15 protein-coding genes are annotated in these 23,890 nt (G+C 74.7%); 10 read left to right on the top strand and 5 right to left on the bottom strand.

Annotation, left to right across the window (positions count from 1 at the left end):
* The 7 genes from ABT053_RS42585 to ABT053_RS42555 all read left to right on the top strand — a co-directional run.
* The coding region (locus ABT053_RS42585) for a hypothetical protein (protein WP_350977750.1) at positions 1-196 on the top strand (196 nt) is incomplete at its 5' end.
* Positions 196-1,212 carry a right-handed parallel beta-helix repeat-containing protein gene (locus tag ABT053_RS42580; protein WP_350977749.1) on the top strand — a complete coding sequence of 339 codons (1,017 nt, stop codon included), beginning with the start codon at positions 196-198 and terminating at the stop codon, positions 1,210-1,212. The genes ABT053_RS42585 and ABT053_RS42580, both read left to right, overlap by 1 nt.
* Complete coding sequence (locus ABT053_RS42575) at positions 1,209-2,147, top strand: ABC transporter ATP-binding protein (protein WP_350977747.1); 939 nt, start codon at positions 1,209-1,211, stop codon at positions 2,145-2,147. The genes ABT053_RS42580 and ABT053_RS42575 overlap by 4 nt, the downstream gene beginning before the upstream one ends.
* A 14-nt stretch (positions 2,148-2,161) precedes the next feature.
* The gene (locus ABT053_RS42570) at positions 2,162-3,328 is read left to right on the top strand and encodes an ABC transporter permease (RefSeq protein ID WP_350977745.1); all 1,167 of its coding nucleotides are present in this window, start codon (positions 2,162-2,164) and stop codon (positions 3,326-3,328) included.
* Positions 3,325-4,644: an ABC transporter permease gene (locus ABT053_RS42565; RefSeq protein ID WP_350977744.1), complete on the top strand. Its 1,320-nt coding sequence runs from the start codon at positions 3,325-3,327 to the stop codon at positions 4,642-4,644. Before ABT053_RS42570 ends, ABT053_RS42565 begins: the two co-directional genes overlap by 4 nt.
* A 26-nt stretch (positions 4,645-4,670) precedes the next feature.
* Positions 4,671-5,549, top strand: a complete 879-nt coding sequence (gene rfbA, locus ABT053_RS42560) for a glucose-1-phosphate thymidylyltransferase RfbA (protein ID WP_350977742.1) — start codon at positions 4,671-4,673, stop codon at positions 5,547-5,549.
* 15 nt (positions 5,550-5,564) lie between these two features.
* Complete coding sequence (locus ABT053_RS42555; protein ID WP_350977741.1) at positions 5,565-6,566, top strand: hypothetical protein; 1,002 nt, start codon at positions 5,565-5,567, stop codon at positions 6,564-6,566.
* Here ABT053_RS42555 and ABT053_RS42550 read toward each other — a convergent pair.
* Genes ABT053_RS42550 through ABT053_RS42540 form a run of 3 tightly spaced genes read right to left on the bottom strand, consistent with a single transcriptional unit; the run spans position 6,553 to position 10,373 of the window.
* Positions 6,553-7,734 carry a cysteine desulfurase family protein gene (locus tag ABT053_RS42550; protein WP_350977739.1) on the bottom strand — a complete coding sequence of 394 codons (1,182 nt, stop codon included), beginning with the start codon at positions 7,732-7,734 and terminating at the stop codon, positions 6,553-6,555. The genes ABT053_RS42555 and ABT053_RS42550 overlap by 14 nt on opposite strands.
* A 4-nt stretch (positions 7,735-7,738) precedes the next feature.
* Positions 7,739-8,629 (bottom strand): hypothetical protein, encoded by an 891-nt coding sequence (locus ABT053_RS42545; RefSeq protein ID WP_350977736.1) that lies wholly within the window; start codon positions 8,627-8,629, stop codon positions 7,739-7,741.
* Between the two features lie 7 nt (positions 8,630-8,636).
* Complete coding sequence (locus tag ABT053_RS42540; protein ID WP_350977734.1) at positions 8,637-10,373, bottom strand: condensation domain-containing protein; 1,737 nt, start codon at positions 10,371-10,373, stop codon at positions 8,637-8,639.
* A gap of 243 nt (positions 10,374-10,616) precedes the next feature.
* On the opposite strand from ABT053_RS42540, the gene ABT053_RS42535 reads away from it, so the two are divergent.
* Positions 10,617-10,847, top strand: coding sequence for a phosphopantetheine-binding protein (locus tag ABT053_RS42535; RefSeq protein ID WP_350977732.1), 231 nt, complete (start codon positions 10,617-10,619; stop codon positions 10,845-10,847).
* Between the two features lie 381 nt (positions 10,848-11,228).
* On the opposite strand, the gene ABT053_RS42530 is transcribed toward ABT053_RS42535, so the two are convergent.
* Positions 11,229-12,776, bottom strand: coding sequence for an amino acid adenylation domain-containing protein (locus ABT053_RS42530; protein ID WP_350977730.1), 1,548 nt, complete (start codon positions 12,774-12,776; stop codon positions 11,229-11,231).
* A gap of 27 nt (positions 12,777-12,803) precedes the next feature.
* Positions 12,804-14,195, bottom strand: coding sequence for a condensation domain-containing protein (locus tag ABT053_RS42525; protein WP_350977727.1), 1,392 nt, complete (start codon positions 14,193-14,195; stop codon positions 12,804-12,806).
* A gap of 263 nt (positions 14,196-14,458) precedes the next feature.
* Here ABT053_RS42525 and ABT053_RS42520 point away from each other — a divergent pair, with 263 nt between their 5' ends.
* Both ABT053_RS42520 and ABT053_RS42515 read left to right on the top strand, forming a co-directional pair.
* Entirely contained in the window at positions 14,459-23,005 is an 8,547-nt protein-coding gene (locus tag ABT053_RS42520; RefSeq protein ID WP_350977725.1) for an SDR family NAD(P)-dependent oxidoreductase, read from the top strand.
* On the top strand, positions 22,995-23,890 hold an 896-nt coding region (locus ABT053_RS42515; protein ID WP_350977723.1), incomplete at its 3' end, for a beta-ketoacyl synthase N-terminal-like domain-containing protein. The genes ABT053_RS42520 and ABT053_RS42515, both read left to right, overlap by 11 nt.

Below are 23,890 nucleotides of genomic sequence, written 5' to 3'. Positions count from 1 at the left end.
GATGGTTGACGGGGGGGACGGCGCGGCCTCGGGGCTGGCGCGTGTGTCCCGCGGCGCGCCGGGAACGGTCGCCGCCGCCGCCCGCTGGGGCGAGGGCGGCGGGGTGCTCGTGTCGCTGGCGATCGTCTACGCGGACGTCTACGCGGGCGCGCCGGTCCCGCGGGGGAAGCAGGGCGAGCAGGGGAAGGGGAGCTGATGTCCGAGACGAGAACGGTCCGGCCGGGGGAGTCGATCCAGCGGGCGCTGGACGAGAGCGGCCCCGGAGCGCGGATCCTGCTGGACGAGGGGACGTACGCCCAGAGCGTGTGGATCAGGCATCCCGGCGTGACGCTGACCGGCGCCGGTGCCGGGCGCACGGTGCTGGTGCCGGGCGGCGGCGGCCCGCTCGACGTCCCCCGGCTGCACGACGCCGCCGACGACGTGGTCAGCGGCCTCACCGTGCACGGGGAGGCCGTGGGCGACGTGCGCGTGGAGGCGCTGACGGTGCGGGGCTTCTCCGGCGCCGGCGTCTACGCCCACTCGGCCGCCGGCGTGACCGTGCGGGAGGTCGAGGCGCGCGGCAACGCCGTCTGGGGGATCTACCTGCGCGAGTCCACCGGCTGCCGGGTGGTGGACTGCCGCGCCTCGGGCAGCCAGTACGGCGGCGTCGCCCTGAGCTTCTGCCCGCGCTCCGACGCGGAGATCACCGGCAACGAGTGCACCGCCAACGCCTTCGGTGTCTTCGTGGACAACTCCTCGCGGGCCAGGGTGGTGGGCAACACCTGCCACGGCAACGCGATCGGCGTCCTGATGCTCAACCAGGTGTACGAGGGCGAGCCCGAGGGCGGCGTACGGGACTGCCTGGTGGCCGGGAACGACCTGTACGGCAACGTGCTGGCCGCCGGCGCCGAGCCCGACGGGCTGGGCGCGGCCGGCCCGCCGATCTCGGGCGTCGGCCTCGCCCTGATCGGCACCGAGCGGGTGGCCGTCGTGAACAACCACATCCACGACAACCACCCCGGAGGCGAGTCGGTCATGGGCGCGGGGTTCGTGATGGGCTCCTCCAAGGACTTCGGCGGCGGCGACGTCCTCGACTGCCACGTGCTGTGGAACCGGGTCGCCGGCAACACCCCGCTGGACTACCAGCTCGGCGCCGACCCCGCCCGCCAGGTGTTCGCGGCCAACACCGCCGCCAAGGGCGACCCGCCGGAAGTGCCGGGGTGGCGGCGATGACGGCCGCCCTGTCCTGCCGGGGCCTCGGCAAGCGGTACGGCGACCTGGTCGCCGTGCACGACGTCGGCTTCTCCATCGCCCCCGGCCAGGCGTACGGCCTGCTCGGCCCCAACGGCGCGGGGAAGACCACCACGATCTCCATGCTGGTGGGGCTGGTACGGCCGGACGCGGGCACCGTGACGGTCGGCGGCGTCGACCTGGCGGGCGAGCCGCTGCGCGCCAAGTCCAGGATCGGCTACGTGCCGCAGGAGATCGCCCTCTACCCCGATCTGACCGGCAGGGAGAACCTGCGCTTCTTCGGCCGGATCTTCGGCCTGCGCCGCCGGTCACTCGCCGCGCGCATCGACGAGGTGCTCGACCTGATCGGCCTCTCCGACCGGGCCGACGGCAAGCTCGGCACCTACTCGGGGGGCATGAGGCGGCGCATCAACATCGGGGCCGCCCTGCTGCACCACCCCGAGGTGCTCATCCTCGACGAGCCCACCGTGGGCGTGGACCCGCAGAGCCGCCACGCCATCCTCGACGGCCTGGAACGCCTGGTCGCCGACGGCATGTCCCTGCTGTACACCTCCCACTACATGGAGGAGGTCGAGCGGGTCTGCGACCGGGTGGCGATCATCGACCGGGGCCGCATCGTCGCCGACGGCACCCGCCGCGAGCTGGTCGCCCTGGTCGGCGGCGCCGACACCGTCGAGCTCGTGCTCGACGGCGACGTCGAGACCGCCTTCGCCAAGCTTCGCGCCGTGGAGGGCGTGACCGAGGCCGCCAGGACCGGGACCGCGTCCGTACGCCTGATGGCGGACGGCGGCAGGTACCTGCTGCCTTCGCTCATCACCGCCGTGGAGGGACACGCCGTCGTGACAGCCGCCCAGGTCATCGAGCCCAACCTCGAGGCGACCTTCCTGCACCTCACCGGCACCACCCTGCGGGACTGACCATGTGGCGAGCCATGCTCACGGTGAGCGCACTCGAACTGCGCACCCGGCTGCGCGACGGCACCGCGATCGTCATCGCGCTCATCGTGCCGGTGACCCTGGCCACCCTGTTCGGCCTGGCCCTGGGCGGCGACGACCCGCCGCTGCGCGCCACGATCGGCTTCGTGGACCTGGACGGCGGCGAGTTCCCCGCCAGCGTACGGCGCGAGGTGACGGCCGACGAGGAGCTGAAGGGCAGTGTGACGCTGCGCGACCTGCCGGGCGACCGGGAGGCGCGGCGGGCGCTCGACGCCGAGGAGATCGGCGCGGCCATCGTCTTCCCCGCCGGGTTCACCCGCAGCGTCGGCGCGGGGGAGGGCGGCGACGTCACCGTCCTGACCTCGCCCCGGTCGCCGCTGGCGGGCGTAGTCGCGAGCGCCGTCGTGGACCGGATCTCGGCGGTCGTGGACGCCAGGACGCTGGCGGTGCGCGCGGCCCTGCTCGCCGGGACGCCCGGGGACCGCGTCAAGGAGCTGGTGGAGCGCAACGGCGCCGCCGGGCCCGCGCTCACCCTCACCGGCGACCCGCTGGCCGGCGGCAAGGTGGACCTCGCGGTCTACTACGGCTCCGGCATGGCGGCGCTGTTCGCCTTCTTCGTCGTCGGCGCGTCGTTCCGGAGCCTGCTCACCGAGCGCAAGCTCGGCACCCTCGACCGGATGCGGGCCGGGCCGCTGTCCGCCTGGGTCCCGGTCGCGGGCAAGGCCGTGGTCGGGTTCGCGCTGGCCATGGTCAGCGTGTGCGCCACCTGGCTCTCCGGCACGCTCATCTTCGGCTCCAGCTGGGGCGACCCGCTCGCGGTGCTCGCCGTGCTGACCGCCCACGTGCTGGCCGCCGCCGCGATCACCATGCTGGTGGCCGCCCGGGTCAGGACCGACGCCCAGGCCGACGGGGTGACCATGGTCGTCTCGTTCGTGATGGCGTTCCTCGGCGGCAGCCTCGTACCGCTGCACAGCCTTCCCGGCCCGCTGCAGACGGTGGCGCTGCTGACGCCGAACGGCTGGACCGCCACGGCGCTGGCGGAGCTGGCCGGGTCCGGCACGGGCGTGGCCGCCGTCGCGGGCCCGATCGGCGTCCTGCTGGCGATCACGCTCGTCGCGGGCGGCCTGGCCGTCCTCGGCCTCAGGAAGGGGATGCTGCTGTGACCCGCCGCCCGAGGCCGGTGACCGAGCCGGTGACCGAGCCGCCGGCAGAGCCGGTGGCCGTCGCGACCCTCCACCCGAAGCCGATGACGGAGACGGAGACGGAGCCGCTGACAGAGCCGGTGGCCGCTGAGCCCTCCCGCCCGAGGCCGGTGTCGGCCGAGACCCTCCGGCCGAGGCCGGTGGCCGCGCTGGTGGCGGCCAACCTGCGCAGGCACACCCGCGACCGCGTCGGCCTGTTCTTCATGGTCGTGATGCCGTTCGTGTCCATCCTGTTCGTCGGCATGGCGCTCGGCGGCGGCACCGCGGGCTCCTCCCGGCTCCCCGTCGGCGTCGTCGCCCCCGGCTCCGACGCCCTCACCGCCTCCCTCCTCGCCGAGCTGCGCAAACACCCCGACCTGGAGGTGCTGCCGATGGACGCGGCCGCGGACGTACGCTCCGGCGTGCGGGCCGGCTCGCTCGCCGCCGGGCTGGTCATCGCGCCCGGCGCGAGCCGCCTGGACCTCGTCGTGACCCAGACCAACGGCAGCGGCCTGGCCGCCCGCGGCGCCATCGACGGCGCGGTCGCCAAGGTCGCCGCCGTCCTGGAGGCCACCCGGGCCGCCGAGGCCGCGGGCGCCACTCCTGCGCAGGCCGCCGAGTACGTACGCCGGGCGCAGGCCGAGTCGGGCCGCGTCGGCGTGACCGGCTCGGCCGCGGGCGGCGGCGCCGACCCGCGCGGCTTCGCGTACACGGCCCCGGCGAACCTGCTGCTGTTCACCTTCATCAACTCGATGGCCGTGGCGGCCGCCCTGGTGGAGAGCCGCAGGCTGGGCATGCTGCAGCGCGCGCTCACCGCGCCCGTGCGGCGCCGGTCGGTGCTGCTCGGCGAGGCGCTGAGCCGCCTGCTCGTCGCGCTCGCGCAGGCCGCGCTCATCATGGTGGTCAGCACGCTGGTGTTCGGCGTGTCGTGGGGCGACCCGCTCGGCGTGACCGCCGTCGTGGTCGTGTTCTCGCTCGTCGCGACCGGGGCCGCGCTCCTCGTCGGCACCCTGCTGCGCTCGCCCGACCAGGCCCCGGCGATCGGCCCGCCCCTCGGCGTGGTCCTCGGGATGCTCGGCGGCTGCCTGTGGCCGCGCGAGTCCTCCGGAGAGGTGATCAACGCCATCGGCCACCTCTTCCCGCACGCCTGGGGGATGGACGCGCTGCTGACGCTCGCCGAGCCCGGCACCGGCCTGACCTCGGTGCTGCCCCAGCTCGGCGTGCTCGCCCTGATGGCCGCCCTGCTCCTGGCCGTCTCCCTGGTCCTGTTCAGCCGTCGTACCCCGGCCCGCGCGTGAGCGCCGGGCAGGAAGGAGGGAACGCGATGAAGGGCATCCTGCTCGCCGGAGGACGGGGCACCCGCCTGCTGCCCGCCACGCTGGCGGTCTCCAAGCAGCTCCTGCCGGTCAACGACAAGCCGCTGGTGTACTTCCCGCTGTCGGTGCTCATGCTGGCCGGCATCAGGGACATCCTGATCGTCACCACGCCCCGGGACCTGCCGCAGCTGCGGCTCCTGCTCGGCGACGGCTCCCACCTCGGGCTCCGCCTCGACTACGCGGAGCAGCCCGAGCCCAACGGCATCGCCGAGGCCCTCGTGATCGGGGCCGACCACATCGGCGGCGACCCGGTCGCGCTCATCCTCGGCGACAACGTCTTCCACGGCCACTCCTTCCAGGACCTGCTCCGCCAGGAGTGCCGGCAGGTGGACGGCTGCGTGCTGTTCGGCTACCCGGTCGGCGACCCCCACCGGTACGGCATCGCCGAGACCGACGCGGACGGCCGGCTGCTGTCCATCGTGGAGAAGCCGCTCGCCCCCCGTTCCAACCGCGCGATCGTCGGCCTCTACCTGTACGACGGCGACGCGGTCGACATCGCCAAGAACCTCACCCCGTCGGCCCGCGGCGAGCTGGAGATCACCGACGTCAACCGCGCCTACCTGGAGCGGGGCAGGGCGAAGGTGGTCGACCTCGGCCGCGGGTTCGCGTGGCTGGACGCCGGGACCCCGGAGTCGCTGCTGCAGGCGAGCCAGTACGTCCAGCTCATGGAGGAGCGCCAGGGCGTGCGGATCGCCTGCCTTGAGGAGATCGCCCTGCGCATGGGCTACATCGACGCCGAGACGTGCCACCGGCTCGGCGCCGAACTCGGTACGTCCGCCTACGGCCGGTACGTCGTCTCGGTGGCCGAGCGGTTCGAGAACAGGTGAGTAAGGAGTGACCATATGTCCATGACGACGCTGTTCACCGGCAGATCGCCGTCCGGTGACGAGTACGTGACCGACGTGTACTACTACGCCGCCCGCAAGGGAATGATTGGAGCGGTCGAAGTGGCCGCCGCCGACCTGGGGATCGACGTCCACCTGGTGAGCGAGGCGGTGCGGCACCTGGTGGAGAGCCGGCTGCTGCGCGCCGACGACGGCGCGGGCGGGCGGTTCGTGCCCGTCGACCCCGACCTCGCGGTCGCCTCGCTGGTGTGCTCCGTCGAGCGGGAGATCTACCGGCGGCGCGAGCTCATCGACCAGATCCGCGAGCGGGTCGGCGTCTTCGGCGCCCAGGCCGGCGACGGCTCCGCGCCCAGCACCGTGGAGTACCTGGTGGGGACCATGGAGGTGCGCGGCTTCCTGAAGACGGCCGGCGACGCCTGCCGCGACGAGCTGCTCGTCCTGCAGGGCGGGGTGGGCGAGGCCGGCGACCTGTCGCAGATGTTCCTGGTGCTGGTCGCCAGGGGCGTGACCGTGCGGGTCATCTGCCAGCACCGCAACCGGGCCGACGTGGCCACCCGGCTGGCGATGAAGCGGCTCACCGACGCCGGGGTGGAGGTCTACACCGTCAGCCACGTGCCGCGCTCGGCGATCGTCTTCGACCGGTCGCTCGTCGCCCTGTTCGGCGACGGCGACGGCGAGGAGGGCGGCGACATCACCCTCGCCCGGGTGCGCAACCAGGGGATCGCCCGGTTCTTCCTCGACATGTTCAACCACCTGTGGGAGACCGCGACGCCGCTGGAGGGCGTCGAGTTCGGCTACGCGACCGTCGCCGACGACCTCCAGCAGTCCATCGCCGCGCTCATGGCCAAGGGCTACACCGACGAGGTGGTGGCCAGGAAGCTCGGCATGTCGGTGCGCAGCTGCCGGCGGCACATCGCCACCCTCATGCGCGACCTTGACGCCACCAGCCGCTTCCAGGCGGGAGTGGAAGCGGCCAGGAAGTTCCTCAAGACGGGGTGAAAGGGGCGTGGCCGCCCGTCGCGACGGCCACGCCGGCGAGGTCGCGGGCCCGTTCGACGATCAGGTCCAGGCCGAGCACCAGGTCCTCGAACGGCATCTGGGCGTCCAGGCAGATCCGCACCGAGCTGTTGGCCTCCTCCGCGCTCAGCCCGATGGCGGTCAGCACGTGCGAGGGCTCCTGCGAGCCGGAGTTGCACGCCGACCCGGTGGCCAGCGCCACCGCCGACAGGCTGGAGACCAGGCTCTCCCCGCGTACGCCGGGCATGACCACGTTGAGCACGTGCGGCACGCCGTCGAGGGGATCGCCGTTGACGCGCACGCCCGGCAGCCCCGCCCGCAGCATGTCCAGCGCGGTGGCGCGCAGCTCGCCGGCCCTGCGCCGCTCGGCGTCCATCCGGATCTGCGCCAGCTCGCACGCCTTGCCCAGCCCGACCACCAGGTGGGTCGGGATCGTCCCGCTGCGCAGCTCGTACTGCCCGCCGCCGAAGATGACCGGCCGCAGCCGGTGGCGGATCTCCGGCCTGACGTACAGCGCGCCGACCCCCTTGGGGCCGCGGATCTTGTGCCCGGACAGCGACAGCGTGTCGACCTTGGCCTCCCGCACGCGCAGCGGGATCCGCCCGGCCGCCTGGGCGGCGTCCACGTGCAGCATCGCCCCCACCTCGTGGCAGAGCTCGGCCATCGCCGGAACCGGCTGCACGGTGCCGATCTCGCTGTTGACCCAGGCGGCGGTCGCCACCCTGGAGTCCATGTCGAGCAGGCCGGTCAGGTGCTCCAGGTCGACCGCGCCGTCCGGCCCGACCCGCATCGACCGCACGTCCACGCCGCGGGCGGCCAGCGCCCGGCCGATCGCGAGCGAGGACTTGTGGTCGGTCGGGCAGAACACCCCGCTCACCGGCGCCCGGTCGTCGTGGCCGAACATGCCGAGCAGCGCCAGGTTGTTGCTCTCCGTCGCGCCGGAGGTGAACATCACGTCGGCCGGGTCGACGCCCAGGAAAACGGCCACCGAGGCGGCCGCCACGTCCACGGCCCGCCTGGCCCGCTTGCCGAGCACGTGCGGGGACGACGGGTTGCCGTACTCCTCCCTGAGGAACGGCAGCATCGCCTCGAACACCTCGTCGTCCACCCGCGTCGTCGCGCAGCCGTCCAGGTAGATGATCTTCTTCATGGCGTCAGCTCCGGAACGTGCTGACGGTGACGAGCTTGCCGTAGATCTCCTCCGCCGACATCTCGCCGCTGCCGCCGGGATCGGCGATCACCACCCGCATGTCCGGCAGGTCGTACAGGCTCAGCGCGATGTCCACGCCGGTCTGCACGGGCATCATGCACTCGCCAGGGGCGAAGATCAGGATCGCCCGGTAGCCGGCCCGGTAGACCTCGGCGATCATCTCGGTGATCTCGCCGGCGCAGCCGGTGATGCCGCAGCTGATCAGCGTGCGGTAGTTGCCGTCGGCGTCGAGGAAGGCCACCTCGCTGTCACCGCTCGCGCCCTCGAGGTAGCGCTTCTCCAGGCGGCCCTGCTTGACCAGCCGGTCGGCGGCCTTCTGGAAGCGGTACTTCAGCCAGGTCTCGGGGAAGGCCAGCGGGTGCTTCCTGCTCGGCAGCACGTCCGCGGCCGACAGCCCGGTCTCGTGGAGGATCCTCTCGTACGCGGCGGGCAGCGCGGTGAAGCCCTCGAAGAACTCCGCGCGCAGCTCGCGGGCGGGACGGCCCGCCGTCGGCACGTACTGCCAGTCGTTGACGAGCAGGAGCAGCCGGGACTCCACCCCGGCCGCGGCGTAGTCGCGCAGCAGGCCGGCCGACAGCTCCCAGGTGTAGCCGGGGAAGACGCCGACGCGGCCGGCGATGCGGCGGCGCATGGTCTCGTCCGCCTGCTCCTCGATGACGCCGGGGACGAGCCGTCCCGACGTCCCGTCCTCGAACAGCATGAAGTGGCCGCCCATGACGACCAGGTTGCCCAGGTCCTCGGCGGGCAGTTCCCGGGCTATGGCGTCGCGGAGCTCCCGCTCGGAGGCGACCAGCTGGCGCGATGTGGATACCTGGCCGGTGGATGTCTTGTTCATGATGGCGTCACTCCGAGTTCACGGGGTTCTGGGCAGAGGCGTTCCGCGGGTTCGGGGCCAGCCGGGAGGCCAGCGCGCCCAGCGGTGCCGGACCGGCGAGCTGGTTGAGGGTGATGCCCTCCCAGCCGCGCAGGGCGAGCTCGGCCAGCACCTGCGGGATGCGCAGGGCCTGGCCGCCGGCGAGGGTGTAACTGTTCGAGAGGTCCAGGTCGAGGTCGCCGAACCCGTGCGCTCGCCGCACGGCGTCGGCCAGCGCCAGGGTGGCGGGGCCGGTCTCGCCGGCCCAGGCCTCGATCGGGGCCGCGACGGGCACGCCGCGGGGCGGTTCGAACCCGGCGAGCCGGGCCGCCTCGCTCAGCGGCAGGTCGGCCGAGGGGTCGTCGTGCGCGAGCACCAGCGTCTCCATGCCGCGCAGGAAGCGCTCCACGGCGACGTCGTCCATGATCGGCGAGGCGGCGTGGAGGGCGACGGCGACGGCGTCGCGCCACTCGTCCACGCGCAGGTAGGTGTCGGAGTCGTGCAGGGCCCAGGACTCGGGGACCGGGTTCCAGGTGAAGGCGGTGCGCCGGCCGCCGTAGTCCTTGGTGCGCTGCTTGATGAAGTTGATCTCCGAGCCCAGCCGGACGGCCGCGCCGCGCCGGGAGCCCTCCCGCGACACCATCTCGACGACCTTGTCGTAGGGCACGTACGCGTGCTGCCCGGCCCGCTCGTAGGCGGCCGACACCCGGCGCAGCAGCTCGCCGAACGACGGGTCGCCCGCGCAGCCGACCCGTACCAGCATCGGGGAGAACATGCACGTCAGCACGTCCGGGTGGGGGTGCGACTCACGGTTGCTGACGAACGCCAGGTGCGCGACGTCGTCCTGGCCGGTGTACGCCGCCATCATCGCGGTGTAGGCGGCCACGTGCACCAGCGACGGCCACACGCCGTACCGGGCGGCCACCCGCCGCGAGGCCCCCAGCAGCGCCGGTGAGATCAGCGTCGCGTGCCGGGCGGGCGGATCCGGCGGCGCTGACGGCGCTGACAGCCCCGACAGTCCCGATGGCGCTGACGGCGCTGACAGTCCCGACGGTGCTGAGGGCGCTGACGGCGCCGATGGTCGCGACGGTGCGCCGCGCCTTGCCGCGAACGGGTCGGCGGGCAGCCGGGCCACCTCGCCCTGCCAGTACGCCATGGCCCGCGACGCCACGATGGCGGCGTCGGCCGACGCCTCGTACCGGGTCAGCTCGGAGGGCTGGCAGCGCACCGGGAGCACGGTCGCCGGGCGGCGGGTGGCGGCGGCGACGCCCTGCGTGCGCAGCTCCCGCTTGATCTCGCCGAGCGTCCACACGTCCACGGCCAGGTGGTTGAACACCAGCACGCAGTGTTTCGGCACGTCCCCCGACGTGATCAGGCAGGCCCGGACCGGCCACTCTGCGGCGAGGTCGAACGGCCTGCCGCTGAGCTCCTCGACCACCTCGGCGGGCGCGGCGGTGCCGTCCCGCTCGACGGTGGCCACCGTGACCGGCAGCGGCGCGGCCGGGCGCACCCGCTGCGCGGGCTCCGGGCCGAGGTCGAAGGTGGTGCGCAGGATCTCGTGCCGGCGCGTGAGGCGGGTGAGCATCGTCCGGCAGGCGGCGACCGTGAGCCCCGGGGGCAGGTCGAAGCGCAGGACCACATGTGTCTCGCGCTGGTGGCCGGGCGGCAGCTGGTGGAGCCGCAGCCACATGTAGCGCTGCCCCCAGCACAGGTTCGCGGATTCCACGGTTCCACCTCTAGCGGTCGTCGCATAATCCCTAATACGTTCGAGGATCAGCTTTTCCGGCGGCTGTCACAACCACCGGCCAATGACAGGTTCCGACCCGGGATAAGCTGCCACGTGCGCCTTCCCCGGTCGCCTTGACCGGTGCCCAGCAATTCGGCAGCCTCAATATCGGAGACTATTCACCGTTGGATTGGGGGTAACGCGATGCTGGAAATACCAGATCAGTTCCAGAGCATTCTGCGCGTGCATTTGCCGTACGCGGAGACGGGCGGCCTCACCGCCCGCGACGAGCTGTCCGCGCTCGGGCTCGACTCGATGGGCGTCGTGCGCCTGCTCGTCGACATCGAGAACGGCTACGCGGTCGAGCTGCCCGACGATCTGCTGGACGAGGCCACGTTCGCGACCGTCGGCTCGCTGTGGGGGGCGCTGTCCACGCTGATGACGACCGGCCCGAACCGTCCCCGGCCGTTCTGACGTCCCGGGGCCGTCCTGACGCGGGCCATCCGCTCCGGCGTGGGCCACCCGCCCGGCTCCCGGCCCTCCGGCCCGGCCCCGGCGGCTCCGGGGCGGGTCGCCCGCCCGGGTCCCGGCCGTTCTGGATCCTGGCCGTTCTGACACGGGCCACCCGCCCGGCTGCCGGGCCTCCGGCCCCGCCCCTGGTCCCCGGCCGTTCCGACCTCCTGACGTGGGTCACCCGTTTCGCCATGGGCCACTCGCCCCGCTCCCGATCGTTCCGGCGCGCGTCACCCGCCCGGGGGCCCGATCGTTCCGACGAGGGTCACCCGCCCGGTCCCCGATCGTTCCGGCGCGGGCCACCCGTCCGGGTCCCGCGACTCCCGGACGCTCCCGGCCGGGTCACCCGCCCAGGAGGCCCGCCAGGGCGCGCCGGTCCACCTTGCCGTTGGCGTTGAGCGGCAGCTCCGCCAGCGGCGTGACCGTGCGGGGCACCATGTACCCGGGCAACACCTGGGTGACGCCCTTGACCAGGGCCACCGCGTTCAGGTCCGTGCCGGTGCAGGCGGCGGTCAGCTCCATCTCGCCGTCGGGGCCCGGCACCGCCAGCACCACCGCCTCCCGCACCCCCGGCTGCCCGCGCAGGGCGTACTCGACCTCGCCCAGCTCCACCCGGTGGCCCGAGATCTTCACCTGCTGGTCCAGCCGGCCGAGGTGCACCAGCAGCCCGTCGCGCCACGCGACCCGGTCCCCGGTGCGGTACCACAGCTCGGGCGCGGCCGTGCCGTCCGTCACGGAGGGGGCGGGGACGGCGGCGTCGCCGTCGAAGGCGGCGAACCGGCCCGCGTTCACCTCCGGGTCGGTGTAGCCGGGGAAGCGCTGCACCCCGCGCAGGCACAGCTCGCCCTCCCGCGCGGGCCGCCCGTCCCCGTCGAGCACCAGGTGCTCCACACCGGGGTACGGCAGGCCGATCGGCACCGTGCCGTTGGCCGTCTCGGGCCAGTCGGAACGGTCGGCCGGCAGGCGGTACCCGGTGCAGCTGAGCGTCAGCTCCGTCGGGCCGTACAGGTTCTCCAGGACGCTGCCGGGCGCGGCCGTCCGCCAGGCGTCGGCCTGCCGCAGGGTGAGGGGCTCCCCGCAGAACAGGCTCCAGCGCAGCGACGGCATCGCCGAGGGCGTCAACCGGCGCAGCCGCATCGCCACCGACACCACCGACGGCACCGAGAACCAGTGGGTCAGCCGTTCCCTGGCGGCGAACGCGACCGGCTTGAGCAGGTCGTAGCGGCCGGGCACGACGAGCGTCGCGCCGCTGCCCCAGGTGGCGAACAGGTCGAACACCGACAGGTCGAACGTCAGGTCGAAGGTCTGGGAGACGCGGTCACCGGGGCCGAGCTCGTAGCGGGGGATCACGTGCCGCAGGTAGGCGTCCACGCTGCGGTGGCGCACCGGCACCCCCTTGGGGACGCCGGTGGACCCCGACGTGAACAGCACGTAGGCCAGGTCGTCGGCGCCCGCCTCCCGGGGGGCGGCGCCGGTCCGTGAGACGGTTCGCAGGGCGTCCGGGTCCACCCGCAGGACGCGCGGGCCGGGACCCGAGGGACCTGCGAGGTCCGGCGGCTCGTGGGAGGCGTCGGACAGCACGAGGTCGAGGCGCGCGGACGCGGCCACCAGGCGGTTGCGCGCGGCCGGCGCGGCCGGGTTCAGCGGGACCGCCGCCGCGCCCAGCCGCTGGATCGCCAGGTACCCGGCGTAGGCCAGGACGCCGCGGCCCGCGTACAGCCCCACCCGCGCCGGGGGCCCGTCGCAGGCGGCCTCGATCCGCGCCGCGACGTGCCCGGACATCGCCTCCAGCTCGTCGTAGGCGTACCGCTCGCCGCCCACCTCCAGGGCGGCCCGATCGCCGAAACGTGCCGCGGAACCGGCGAACCACTGGTAGAGGGTGCGTGCCATGGGCTCTCCACGATGATGGCCCGGCCGCTACCGGGGCGGCTCGGGCGGGTGGGGTGGGAACAGCGCCGGCGGCAGCTGCTCGCCCGCGCTCCACAGGTCCTTCAACGCCCGGCCGGGGTCGGTCAGCGCGAGCTGTATCCCCAGCGGGATCGTCCGCATGACGTCGACCATCGCCGGGGCGGGCAGCACCTCGGGGTCGGCCAGCATGAGCACGCTGGTACGCCCGCCCCGCACCTCGACCCGGACCCGGAACGCCTGCCCGTACGGCTGGGCGAGGGGCGTCCAGGCCAGCTCGGCGGGCGTCTGGTCGGCCGGGTCGCTCGGCCGCCGGTCCACCTGGACGTAGTTGAACCAGGCGCGGAAGAGGTGGTTGATCCAGCAGCCGTGCTCCGGCGCCGGCCCGGCGGCGACCTCGGCGATCCGGTCGATGTCGTAGGACCCGTGACGGTAGGCGCGGGCGCCCGCCCAGTGCAGGCGCTTGATGTGCTCGGCGACGGTGGCCCGCCGGTCCACCTCCGTGACGACGGGGACGAGCTGGTTCATCGTGCCGATGAGGTGCTGGTCCTCCGGGGCGAACCGGTTGGACGACATCAGGCTCATCGTGACCCGGTCGGTGCCGAGATGCCTGGCCAGGCCGGCGCTCACGAACGCCATCACCAGCGCGGGGGCGGTGACGCCGTGCTTGCGGGCGGCCTCCGCCGCCAGGCCGCCCAGGCGCCGCGAGTGCAGGGTCAGCTCCAGCCGCTCGCGCTTGACCCGCGCGGGCAGCGTCGGCAGCCCGTCCGTGAGCCCCTCGGCCACCACGCGCCGCCAGTAGCGCTCCGCGCCCTCCTGGCGGGGCCGCCAGGCCGCCTCGCGCTGCCGCCGCGCCAGCTCGCGCGGCGGTGGCGGGGGCGGCTGCGACGGCGGCGCGGCCGGCACCGCCGCCCGCGCGCCGGACGTCAGGGCCTTGAACTCGTCCAGCAGGTGGTGGATCGACCACAGGTCCACGATCAGATGGGAGAACGTCAGCGACAGGTACATCGGGGCGCCCCCCGAGCTCACCATCCGGCCGCGCCAGTTGAGGTCGCCGGCCATCGGGAACGGCAGCGCCGCCAGCTCTGCCTTGGTCTGCTCGTACTCCGAGGGGTCGGTGATGATCCGGTCGACCCGCTCGATCGGCGGCTCCACGTCCTCGTGGACGTGCTGGACCGGGACGGCGACCCCCGCGGCGTCCGGGACGCCCGGGGCGTAGGTGGTGCGCAGGGCCTCGTGCCGCCTGACGATCCGCTCGAGCGCGGACGTCACCTGCCCGGTGGACAGGCCGCGCAGGTCCAGGGTGGCCGACAGGTTCGCCTCGGCCAGCCAGTCCTCCGGATACCGCTCTATCTCGCGCCAGCTGAAGAGCTGGCCGTGGCTGAGCGGAGATTCGACGGGCATGCGCCCCTCCTCCCACGGATTTCTCCGTCCGTCATTCATGCCCGACCCGGAGGCCGGGGTCAAGGCTCGGAGCCGCCGGAGGGTATGGCAATAAAATGCGGCAACAAGGTGCCGTCCGCAGACCGTGTGCCCCGCCGGGACCGGCAATTAGGGTCTCATTAATTATCTAATGGCCGCGAACTCGTCCGGCTGTCGGTAAATGCATCACAGCCGTTCGGATAAACGGTGCCCTATGGGCGCCCGAGGCTTGGGGTGGCGTATTAATGGGTGAGTCGAGACAGCAGGCCGGGACGGGTGGGCCGGACGCGATCGCCGTCGTCGGCATGGCGTGCAGGCTCCCTCAGGCAGCCGATCCGGCGGCGTTCTGGAGGCTGCTGCGCGAGGGCGTGGACGCGGTCACCGACGCGCCCGCCGGCCGGTGGCCGGACGCCGCCGAGTACCGGCGGGGCGGGTTCCTGGCCGACGTCGACGGCTTCGACGCGGCCTTCTTCGGCATCTCGCCGAACGAGGCCGCGGCGATGGACCCGCACCAGCGGCTCGCGCTCGAACTCGGCTGGGAGGCGCTGGAGAACGCCCGCGTCCTGCCCGCCGCGCTGAGCGGCAGCGCCGCCGGAGTCTTCCTCGGCGCCATCTCCCAGGACTACGCCGCGCTGAGCGACAGGGCCGCGCGCCCCGGCCGGCACGCCTACACCGGCGTCAACCGGGCGCTGATCGCCAACCGGATCTCGTACGCGCTCGGGCTGCGCGGGCCCAGCCTCACCCTCGACACGGGCCAGTCGTCGTCGCTCGTCGCGGTCCAGATGGCCGGGGCGAGCCTGCGGCGCGGCGAGAGCGACCTGGCGCTGGCCGGCGGGGTGAACCTGAACCTGCTCGCCGAGACCACCGCCGCCATCGGCGCCTTCGGCGCGCTCTCGCCCGACGGCCGCTGCCACGTCTTCGACGAGCGGGCCAACGGGTACGTGCGCGGCGAGGGCGGCGCGGTCGTGGTGCTCAAGCGGCTGGCCGACGCGCTGGCCGACGGCGACCGCGTGCACGCGGTGATCCTCGGCGGGGCCGTCAACAACGACGGCGGCGGCGAGGGGCTGACCGTGCCGAGCGCGCGGGCGCAGGAGGAGGTCATCAGGCTCGCCTGCGCCGAGGCCGGGGTCGCGCCGGGCGACGTGGGCTACGTCGAGCTGCACGGCACGGGCACCAGGGTCGGCGACCCGGTGGAGGCGGCCGCGCTCGGCGCCGCGTACGGGGCCGGGCGCGAGGAGCCGCTGCTGGTCGGGTCCGTCAAGACGAACATCGGCCACCTGGAGGGCGCGGCGGGCATCGCCGGGCTGCTCAAGGTGGTGCTCGCGGTCAAGCACCGCCGCCTGCCCGCCAGCCTGCACTTCCAGACGCCTCCCGCGCGGATCCCCCTGGACGCCCTGCGCCTGCGGGTGGTGCGCGAGAGCAGCGCCTGGCCGGAGGGCGGCCGCCTGGTGGCGGGCGTCAGCTCCTTCGGCATGGGCGGCACGAACTGCCACCTGATCGTCGCCGAGCCCCCGCCCGGCGGCGCCGACGCCCCGGACGCGACGCCCCGGGCCGGCGGGCTGGGCGCCGGCGCGCCCTGGGTGGTGTCCGGGCGGACGGAGGAGGCGGTACGCGAGCAGGCCGGCCGGCTGGACACGATCGCCGCCGCCCACACCGCGACCCGCGCCACCGCCCCCGCCCCCGTGCCCACCGGCACCGCTGACACCGATATCGACACCGCCGACACCGCTGCCACCGACACCGACACCGCCACCGACACCGACACCCCGGGCGTCGACGGCGCGCGGCCGGTGGACGTGGCGTTAAGCCTCGCCGTGACCAGGACCGCCTTCGAGCGCCGGGCCGTGGTGCTCGCCCAGGACCCCGCCACGCGCCGGGAGGCGCTGCGCGCGCTGGCCGAGGGCCGCCCCCACGACGACGTCGTCACCGGCGCCGCCTCCGGCGGGGGATACGCCTTCGTCTTCCCCGGCCAGGGCTCGCAGTGGGAGGGGATGGCCCGCGAGCTGATCACCGCCTCGCCGGTGTTCGGCGCGCGGCTGGAGGAGTGCGCCGCCGCGCTCGAACCCTTCACCGACTACGCCCTGATGGACGTGCTCAAGGAACGCCCCGGAGCCCCGGGCCTGGACCGGGTGGACGTGGTGCAGCCCGCCCTGTGGGCCGTCATGGTCTCGCTCGCCGAGACGTGGCGGGCCCACGGCGTGCGGCCCGACGTGGTCGTCGGCCACTCCCAGGGCGAGATCGCCGCCGCCACCGTCGCCGGCGCGCTCACCCTCTCCGACGCCGCCAGGGTCGTCGCGCTGCGCAGCCGCGCCATCGCCGGAATCACCGGCAAGGGCGGCATGATGTCGGTCGCCGCCCCCCTGGACGTGGTGGAGCCGGTCCTGCCGGAAGGCGTGTCCGTGGCCGCCTTCAACGGCCCCCGCTCGCTGGTGGTCTCCGGCCCGAAGGAGGCGCTGGCCGAGCTGGCCGCCCGGCTGCCCGGCCACCGCACCAAGATCATCACGGTGAACTACGCCTCCCACTCGCCCGAGGTCGAGGCGGTGCGCGAGGAGGTACTGGAGGCGCTCGCCCCGATCCGGCCGGTGAGCGGCACGACGGCGTTCGCCTCCACGCTCACGGGCGAGTTCATGGACACGGCCGGGCTCGACGCCGCCTACTGGTACCGCAGCCTGCGCCGCCCGGTCCGCTTCGACCAGGCCGTACGGGCCGCCCTGGGACGCTGCGCGCTGTTCGTGGAGTGCAGCCCGCACCCGGTCCTGGTCACCGGCGTGGAGGAGACCGCGGAGGACGCCGGCCGGGACGTGGCCGTGGCCGCCACGCTGCGCCGCGGCGAGGGCGGCGCGGAGCGGCTCACCCGGTCGCTCGCCCAGGCGTACGCGCAGGGCGCGCCGGTCGACTGGTCCGGGCTCTGCGCCGGAGGGCGGCCGGTGGACCTGCCCACCTACCCGTTCCAGCGCCGCCGCCACACCACGGCCGCCCCGCCCCGCGCCGCGCGGCCGGAGGCGCCGGACGCGGGCACGCAGGAGCCGCCGGGGACGCCGGACGCGCCGGCGCCCAGGTCGGGCAGCGAGCTGCGCGAGCTGGTGCTGGCGGCCACGGCGCGGCTCCTCGGCTACGACGACACGGGCGCCGTCGAGCCGGAGCGCACGTTCAAGGACCTCGGCATGGAGTCGGCCACCGCCGTCGAGCTGCGCGACAGGCTGCGCGCCGCCACCGGGCTGCGCCTGCCCACCGGGCTGCTGTACGACCACCCCACCCCCGCCCGGCTCGCCGGTCACCTGCACGCGCTGCTCAGCGGCGACCGTACGGAGGCCCCCTCCGGCGACGGCCCCGTGACCAGGGTGGACGACGACCCGATCGCGGTGGTCGGCATGGGCTGCCGCTATCCCGGCGAGGTCGCCTCGCCCGAGGACCTCTGGCGGCTGGTCAGCACCGGCACCGACGCGATCACCGAGTTCCCCGCCAACCGGGGCTGGGACCTCGACACGCTCCTCGCGGGCGGCCGCTCGGGCACCAGCGACACCCGGTACGGCGGGTTCCTGCACGACGCCGACCGGTTCGACGCGGCGTTCTTCGGGATCAGCCCCCGCGAGGCCACGGCGATGGACCCGCAGCAGCGGGTGCTCCTGGAGATCTGCTGGGAGGCCGTGGAGCGCGCCGGCATCGACCCGGCCACCCTGCGGGGCTCGGCCACCGGCGTCTACGTGGGCGCCATGGCCCCGGACTACGGGCCACGGCTGCACCAGCCCGACGGCGCCTCCGACGGCCACCTGCTCACCGGCACCGCGCTCAGCGTCGTCTCCGGGCGCGTCGCGTACACGCTCGGCCTGCGCGGACCGGCGATCACCACGGACACGGCCTGCTCGTCCTCGCTCGTCTCGATCATCATGGCGATGCGGGCGCTGCGGCGCGGGGAGTGCGCGCTCGCGCTCGCGGGCGGCGTGACCGTGATGTCGACGCCCGGCATGTTCGTGGAGTTCAGCAGGCAGGGCGGGCTCGCCCCCGACGGGCGGTGCAAGGCGTTCTCCGCCCAGGCCGACGGCACGGGATGGGCCGAGGGCGCGGGCATGCTCGTGCTGGAGCGGCTCTCCGACGCGCGCCGCAACGGCCACCCGGTCCTCGCCGTGCTGCGCGGCGGCGCGATCAACCAGGACGGCGCCAGCAACGGCCTCACCGCGCCGAGCGGCCAGGCGCAGCGCGAGGTCATCAGGCAGGCGCTGGCCGACGCCCGGCTCACCTCCGCCGAGGTCGACGCCGTGGAGGCGCACGGCACCGGCACCCGGCTGGGCGACCCCATCGAGGCGGACTCGATCATCTCCGTGTACGGCGAGGGCCGGGACCCGGAGCGGCCGGTCTGGCTCGGCTCGCTCAAGTCCAACATCGGCCACACCCAGGCCGCGGCCGGGGTGGCCGGGGTGATCAAGATGGTGAAGGCGCTGGAGCACCACACCCTGCCGCCCACCCTGCACGCCGCCGACCCGACGCCGCACGTGGACTGGGCCTCGGCCGGGGTCAGGCTGCTCACCGAGCGCGTCGAGCTGGAGCGGGACCGGCCGTCTAGGGCCGGCGTCTCCGGCTTCGGCATCAGCGGCACGAACGCGCACCTCATCCTGGAGGCCGCGCCGCCGACCGGCGCGCGCCCCGACGAGCCGGAGCCGCTCCTCGGCACGGCGGCCGGGCCGGTGGTGTGGACGGTGTCGGCCAGGAGCGAGCACGCGCTGCGCGCCCAGGCGGCCCGGCTGCGCGAGCACGCCGCCGGGCTCGCGGACGGCGAGCTCGCCGACGCCGGGCGGACGCTGGCCAGGCGGGCCGTTTTCGCGCACCGCGCCGTGGTGGTGGCCACCGGCCGCGACGAGCTGCTCGCCGCCCTTGAGGCCGTGGCCGCCGGCACCCCGCACGCCGCCGTCACCGCCGGGGTCGCGCCCGCCGAGGCCCGGCCGGTGTTCGTCTTCCCCGGCCAGGGCTCCCAGTGGGCGGGCATGGCCGCCGACCTCCTCGACGCCAGCCCCGCCTTCCGCGACCAGGTCGGCCGGTGCGACCGCGCGCTGCTGCCGTACACCGGATGGTCGGTCGTGGACGTGCTGCGCGGCCGGGACGGCGCGCCCCCGCTGGAGGGCTCGGACGTCATCCAGCCCGTCCTGTTCGCCGTCATGATCGCGCTGGCCGGGCTGTGGCGCTCGCTCGGCGTCCAGCCCGCCGCGGTCGTCGGCCACTCCCAGGGCGAGATCGCCGCCGCGTGCGCCGCCGGGGCGCTCACCCTGGAGGACGCCGCCAAGATCGTCGCACTGCGCAGCCGGGCCCTGACCCGGCTCGGCGACAAGGGCGGCATGCTCGCCGTGTCGCTGCCCGCCGCCGAGGCCGGGGAGCTGCTGCGGCCCTGGGCCGGTCGCCTGTGGCCGGCCGTGTACAGCGGCCCGTCCAGCACGGTGGTCGCGGGTGACGCCGACGCGCTGGAGGAGTGCGCCGCCGCCTGCGGCGACGGCGTCCAGGCCCGCCGGGTCGCGATCGGCTACGCCGCCCACACCCCGCACATCGAGGAGCTGCGCGAGGAGATCCTGCGCAGCCTCGACGGGATACGGCCCCGCGACACCGAGGTGGCGTTCTGCTCCTCCTACGCGGGCGCGTTCATCGACCCCGGCCTGCTGACGGCCGACTACTGGTTCACGAGCCTGCGCAACCCGGTCCGCTTCCAGCAGGCGATCGAGGCGGTCGCGGCCACCGGGACACCGGTGTTCGTCGAGGCCAGCCCGCACCCGGTGCTCACCGGCCACGTCGCGGACACGCTGGCGGCGGCCGGCGCCCCCGGAGGCGCCACGGGCACGCTGCGGCGCGGCGACGGCGGCGTGCCCCGGCTGCTCAGGGCGCTCGGCCAGGCGTGGGTGCTCGGCGCCGGCGTGGACTGGGCGGCCGCGCTCGGCCCGGCGGGCCGCCACCACGACGGCCTGCCCGCCTACCCCTTCGAGCGGCGGCGGCACTGGCTCGCCCCCGGCCCCGCCGGTGGCCCCGGAGGCTCCGGCCACCCGCTGCTCGGCACCGCGCTGCCGCTCGCGGCCGACGGCGGCTTCCTGCTGGCCGGGCGGCTGTCCGCAGGCACCGATCCGTGGCTGGCCGACCACGAGGTGGACGGCACCGTCCTGCTGCCCGGCACCGCCTTCGTCGAGCTGGCGCTGCGGGCCGCCGTCACGGCCGGTTGCGACGCCGTCGAGGAGCTGACCCTGGAGGCCCCGCTGCCGCTGCCCGCCACGGGCGGCGTCCACGTCCAGGTCACCGTGGGCGGCGCGGACGAGCAGGGCCGCCGCACCGTGGCCGTCCACGCCCGCCCGGCCGGCGACGCCGACGCCCCCTGGACCCGCCACGCCGCGGGCCTGCTCGGCCCGGCCCCGGAGGACCCGGCAGAGCGCCTGCCCTCCTGGCCGCCCGACGGCGCCCCGGTCGGCCTGGACGGGCTCTACGAGCTGCTCGCCGAGCGGGGGTACGCCTACGGCCCCGCGTTCCAGGGCATGCGGGCCGCCTGGCGCGCGGGCGACGACGCCTTCGTCGAGGTGACACCGCCCGACCGGGTACGCGCCGACGCCGGCCGGTTCGTCCTGCACCCGGCCCTGCTGGACGCGGTGCTGCACCTGGTGGTGCTGGAGTCGGCCGACGACCCGGCCACGCTGCTGCTGCCGTTCTCCTGGAGCGGCGTGCGGGTGGCCGCGCTCGGCGCGGAGGCGCTGCGCGCCCGCATCACGGATCTCGGCGCGGACCGGATCGCGCTCACCCTGTTCGACGGGGCGGGCACCCGGATCGCCGCCGTCGAGACGCTGGCACTGCGCCGCCTGCCCAGGGGCGCCGCCCGTCCCACCCCCGTCTCCTACGCCCTCGAATGGGCCGAACCGCCCGTGCCCGTACCCGAGGCGGAGGCAGGGGACTGGGCGCTGGTCGGCTACGACGAGGCGGCCGACGAGCTGGGCGCCGAGCTGGAGCGGGCGGGGATCGCCGCGCCGCGCCACTACGACCTCGCCTCGCTGGCCGACATGAGCGCAGGCCGGGTCCCGCGCGTGGTGCTGGCGCCCGTCCACGCCGACGGCGACGACCTCCCGTACGCCGCGCACGACGCCCTGCGCGAGGTGCTCGACCTGGCCCAGGGCTGGCTCGCCGACGAGCGGTTCGCCGAGTCCACGCTGGTGTTCGTCACCCCACCGGGCGGGCCCGAGACGGCGGCCGTGTGGGGGCTGGTGCGGTCGGCGCAGTCGGAGCACCCCGGCCGGCTCGTCCTCGCCGAGGTCGCCCCCGGCTTCTCCGGCTGGGAGCGGCTCGCCGCCGCGATCGCCGCGGGCGAGACCCAGCTCACCACCGCCGGACAGGACCTGCTGGCGCCCAGGCTCTCTCGCCGCACGATCGAGGCGCTGCCCTCGGTGGTGTCGGGGACGGTGCTGGTCACCGGTGGTACCGGCGGGCTCGGGGCGCTGGTGGCGCGGCGGCTGGTGACCGGTCACGGCGTACGGGATCTGCTGCTGCTCTCGCGGCGCGGTCCGGAGGCGCCGGGAGCCGGTGAGCTGGTGGCCGGCCTGGAGGCGCTGGGGGCGCGGGTGCGGGTGGTGGCGTGCGACGTGTCCGACCGCGACGCCCTGGCCTCGGCACTGGACGGGGTGGAGCTGGGCGGGATCGTGCACACCGCAGGAGTGCTGGACGACACCCTCGTCGAGGGACTGTCGGCCGCTCGCCTGGACGCGGTGCTGGCGCCGAAGGCCGACGCGGCCTGGTTCCTGCACGAGCTGACGGCCTCGCACCCGGTGTCGATGTTCGTGCTGTTCTCCTCCGTGGCCGGGGTAGTGGGCAACCCGGGTCAGGGCAACTACGCGGCGGCGAACGCGTTCCTGGACGCGCTGGCCGCGCACCGGCGAGAGCTGGGGCTGGCGGGGGTGTCGATCGCGTGGGGCCTGTGGGACACCGACTCGGGGATGTCGGGGAGTTTGTCGCAGGCCGACGTGGCGCGGCTGGCGCGGGCCGGGGTCGCGCCGCTGAGCGTGGACCAGGGTTTGGAGCTGTTCGACGCCGCCCTGTCGAGTCCCGATCCGTTGGTGGTCGCGGCTCGCTGGGACGGGGCGGGGTTGCGGTCCCGGGCCGAGGCGGGGGATCTGCCGCCGATGCTGCGCGGCCTCGTCCGCGCCCCCCGCCGTACGACGGCCGCCGGGAGTCCCGGGGGCATGACCAACGGCGCCACCGGCACCGCGGGCGCCGGCGGGCTGGCCGACCGGCTGGCGGGGCTGGACGAGGCCGAGGGCCGCGCCCACCTGATCGAGCTGGTCCGCGGCCACGTCGCCGCCGTCCTCGCGCACGGCAGCCCCGGCCAGGTGGAGGTGGACCGGGTCTTCAACGAGCTCGGCTTCGACTCCCTCACCGCCGTCGAGCTGCGCAACCGGCTCAACGCCGACACCGGCCTGCGCCTGCCGCCCACCCTCGTCTTCGACCACCCCACCGTCACGGCGCTCGCCGGATACCTCTTCACCGCGCTGGCACCCGAGACGCCCTCGGCCGAGGACGCCCTGCGCGACGCGGTGGACCAGGCGGAGTCGGCGCTGCGGGCGGCCAACGGCGAGTCGGAGACCGTCCGCGGCCAGCTCGTCGCCATCCTGCAGAGCGCGCTCACCAGGATCGGCGCCACCGCCGTCACCCCCTCCGTCGTCCCCGCCGGTTCCAGCGGGGTCGAGGAGATCGGTTCCGCTTCCGATGAGGAGATCTTCGCCCTCATCGACAACCGGGCGATGACGTCCCCGCTGTCTCTGGAAAGGCCAGAAAGTGGCGAATGACGAGAAGCTTCGTACCTACCTCAAGCGGGTGACCGTCGATCTGGCGGAGGCCCGCAGGCAGCTCGCCGACGAGGAGGGCCGCCGGCACGAGCCGGTGGCGATCGTCGGGATGGCCTGCCGTTTCCCGGGCGGGGTGACGGGCCCGGAGGAGTTGTGGGACCTGGTGGCCTCCGGCGGGGACGCGATCAGCGGGTTCCCGGATGACCGCGGGTGGGACCTGGAGGGACTGTATGACCCCGACCCCGAGGCGTCGGGCAAGTCGTACGTGCGTCACGGCGGGTTCCTGCACGACGCGGGGGAGTTCGACGCGAGCTTCTTCGGGATGAGCCCGCGCAACGCGCTGGCCACCGACCCGCAGCACCGGCTGTTCCTGGAGTCGTGCTGGGAGGCGCTGGAGCGGGCCGGTATCGACCCGGGCACCCTGCGCGGCAGCCGCACCGGCGTCTACGCCGGGAGCATGTACGAGTTCTACTCGAACCGGTTCCTCGACCGGGTGCCCGAGTCGGTCGAGGGCACCCTGCTCACCTCCAGCACGCCGAGCGTGCTGTCCGGGCGCGTCTCCTACACGCTCGGCCTGGAGGGGCCGTCCATCACGGTCGACACCGCCTGCTCCTCCTCCCTGGTCGCGCTCCACCTCGCGACCCGGGCGCTGCGCCAGGAGGAGTGCACGCTCGCGCTGGCCGGGGGCGTCACGGTGATCGCCTCCCCCGACGTCTTCGTGGAGTTCTCCCGGCAGCGGGCGTTGTCGGCGGACGGGCGGTGCAAGTCGTTCTCGGCGTCGGCGGATGGTGCGGCGTGGGCGGAGGGGGTGGGGGTGCTGGTGCTGGAGCGGTTGTCGCAGGCGGTTCGTCATGGGCGGCGGGTGCTGGCGGTGATCCGGGGTTC

It is taken from the genome of Streptosporangium sp. NPDC002524, assembly GCF_040295985.1.
GTDB lineage: Bacteria > Actinomycetota > Actinomycetes > Streptosporangiales > Streptosporangiaceae > Streptosporangium.
This window is presented reverse-complemented; position numbering and strand designations above follow the sequence as displayed.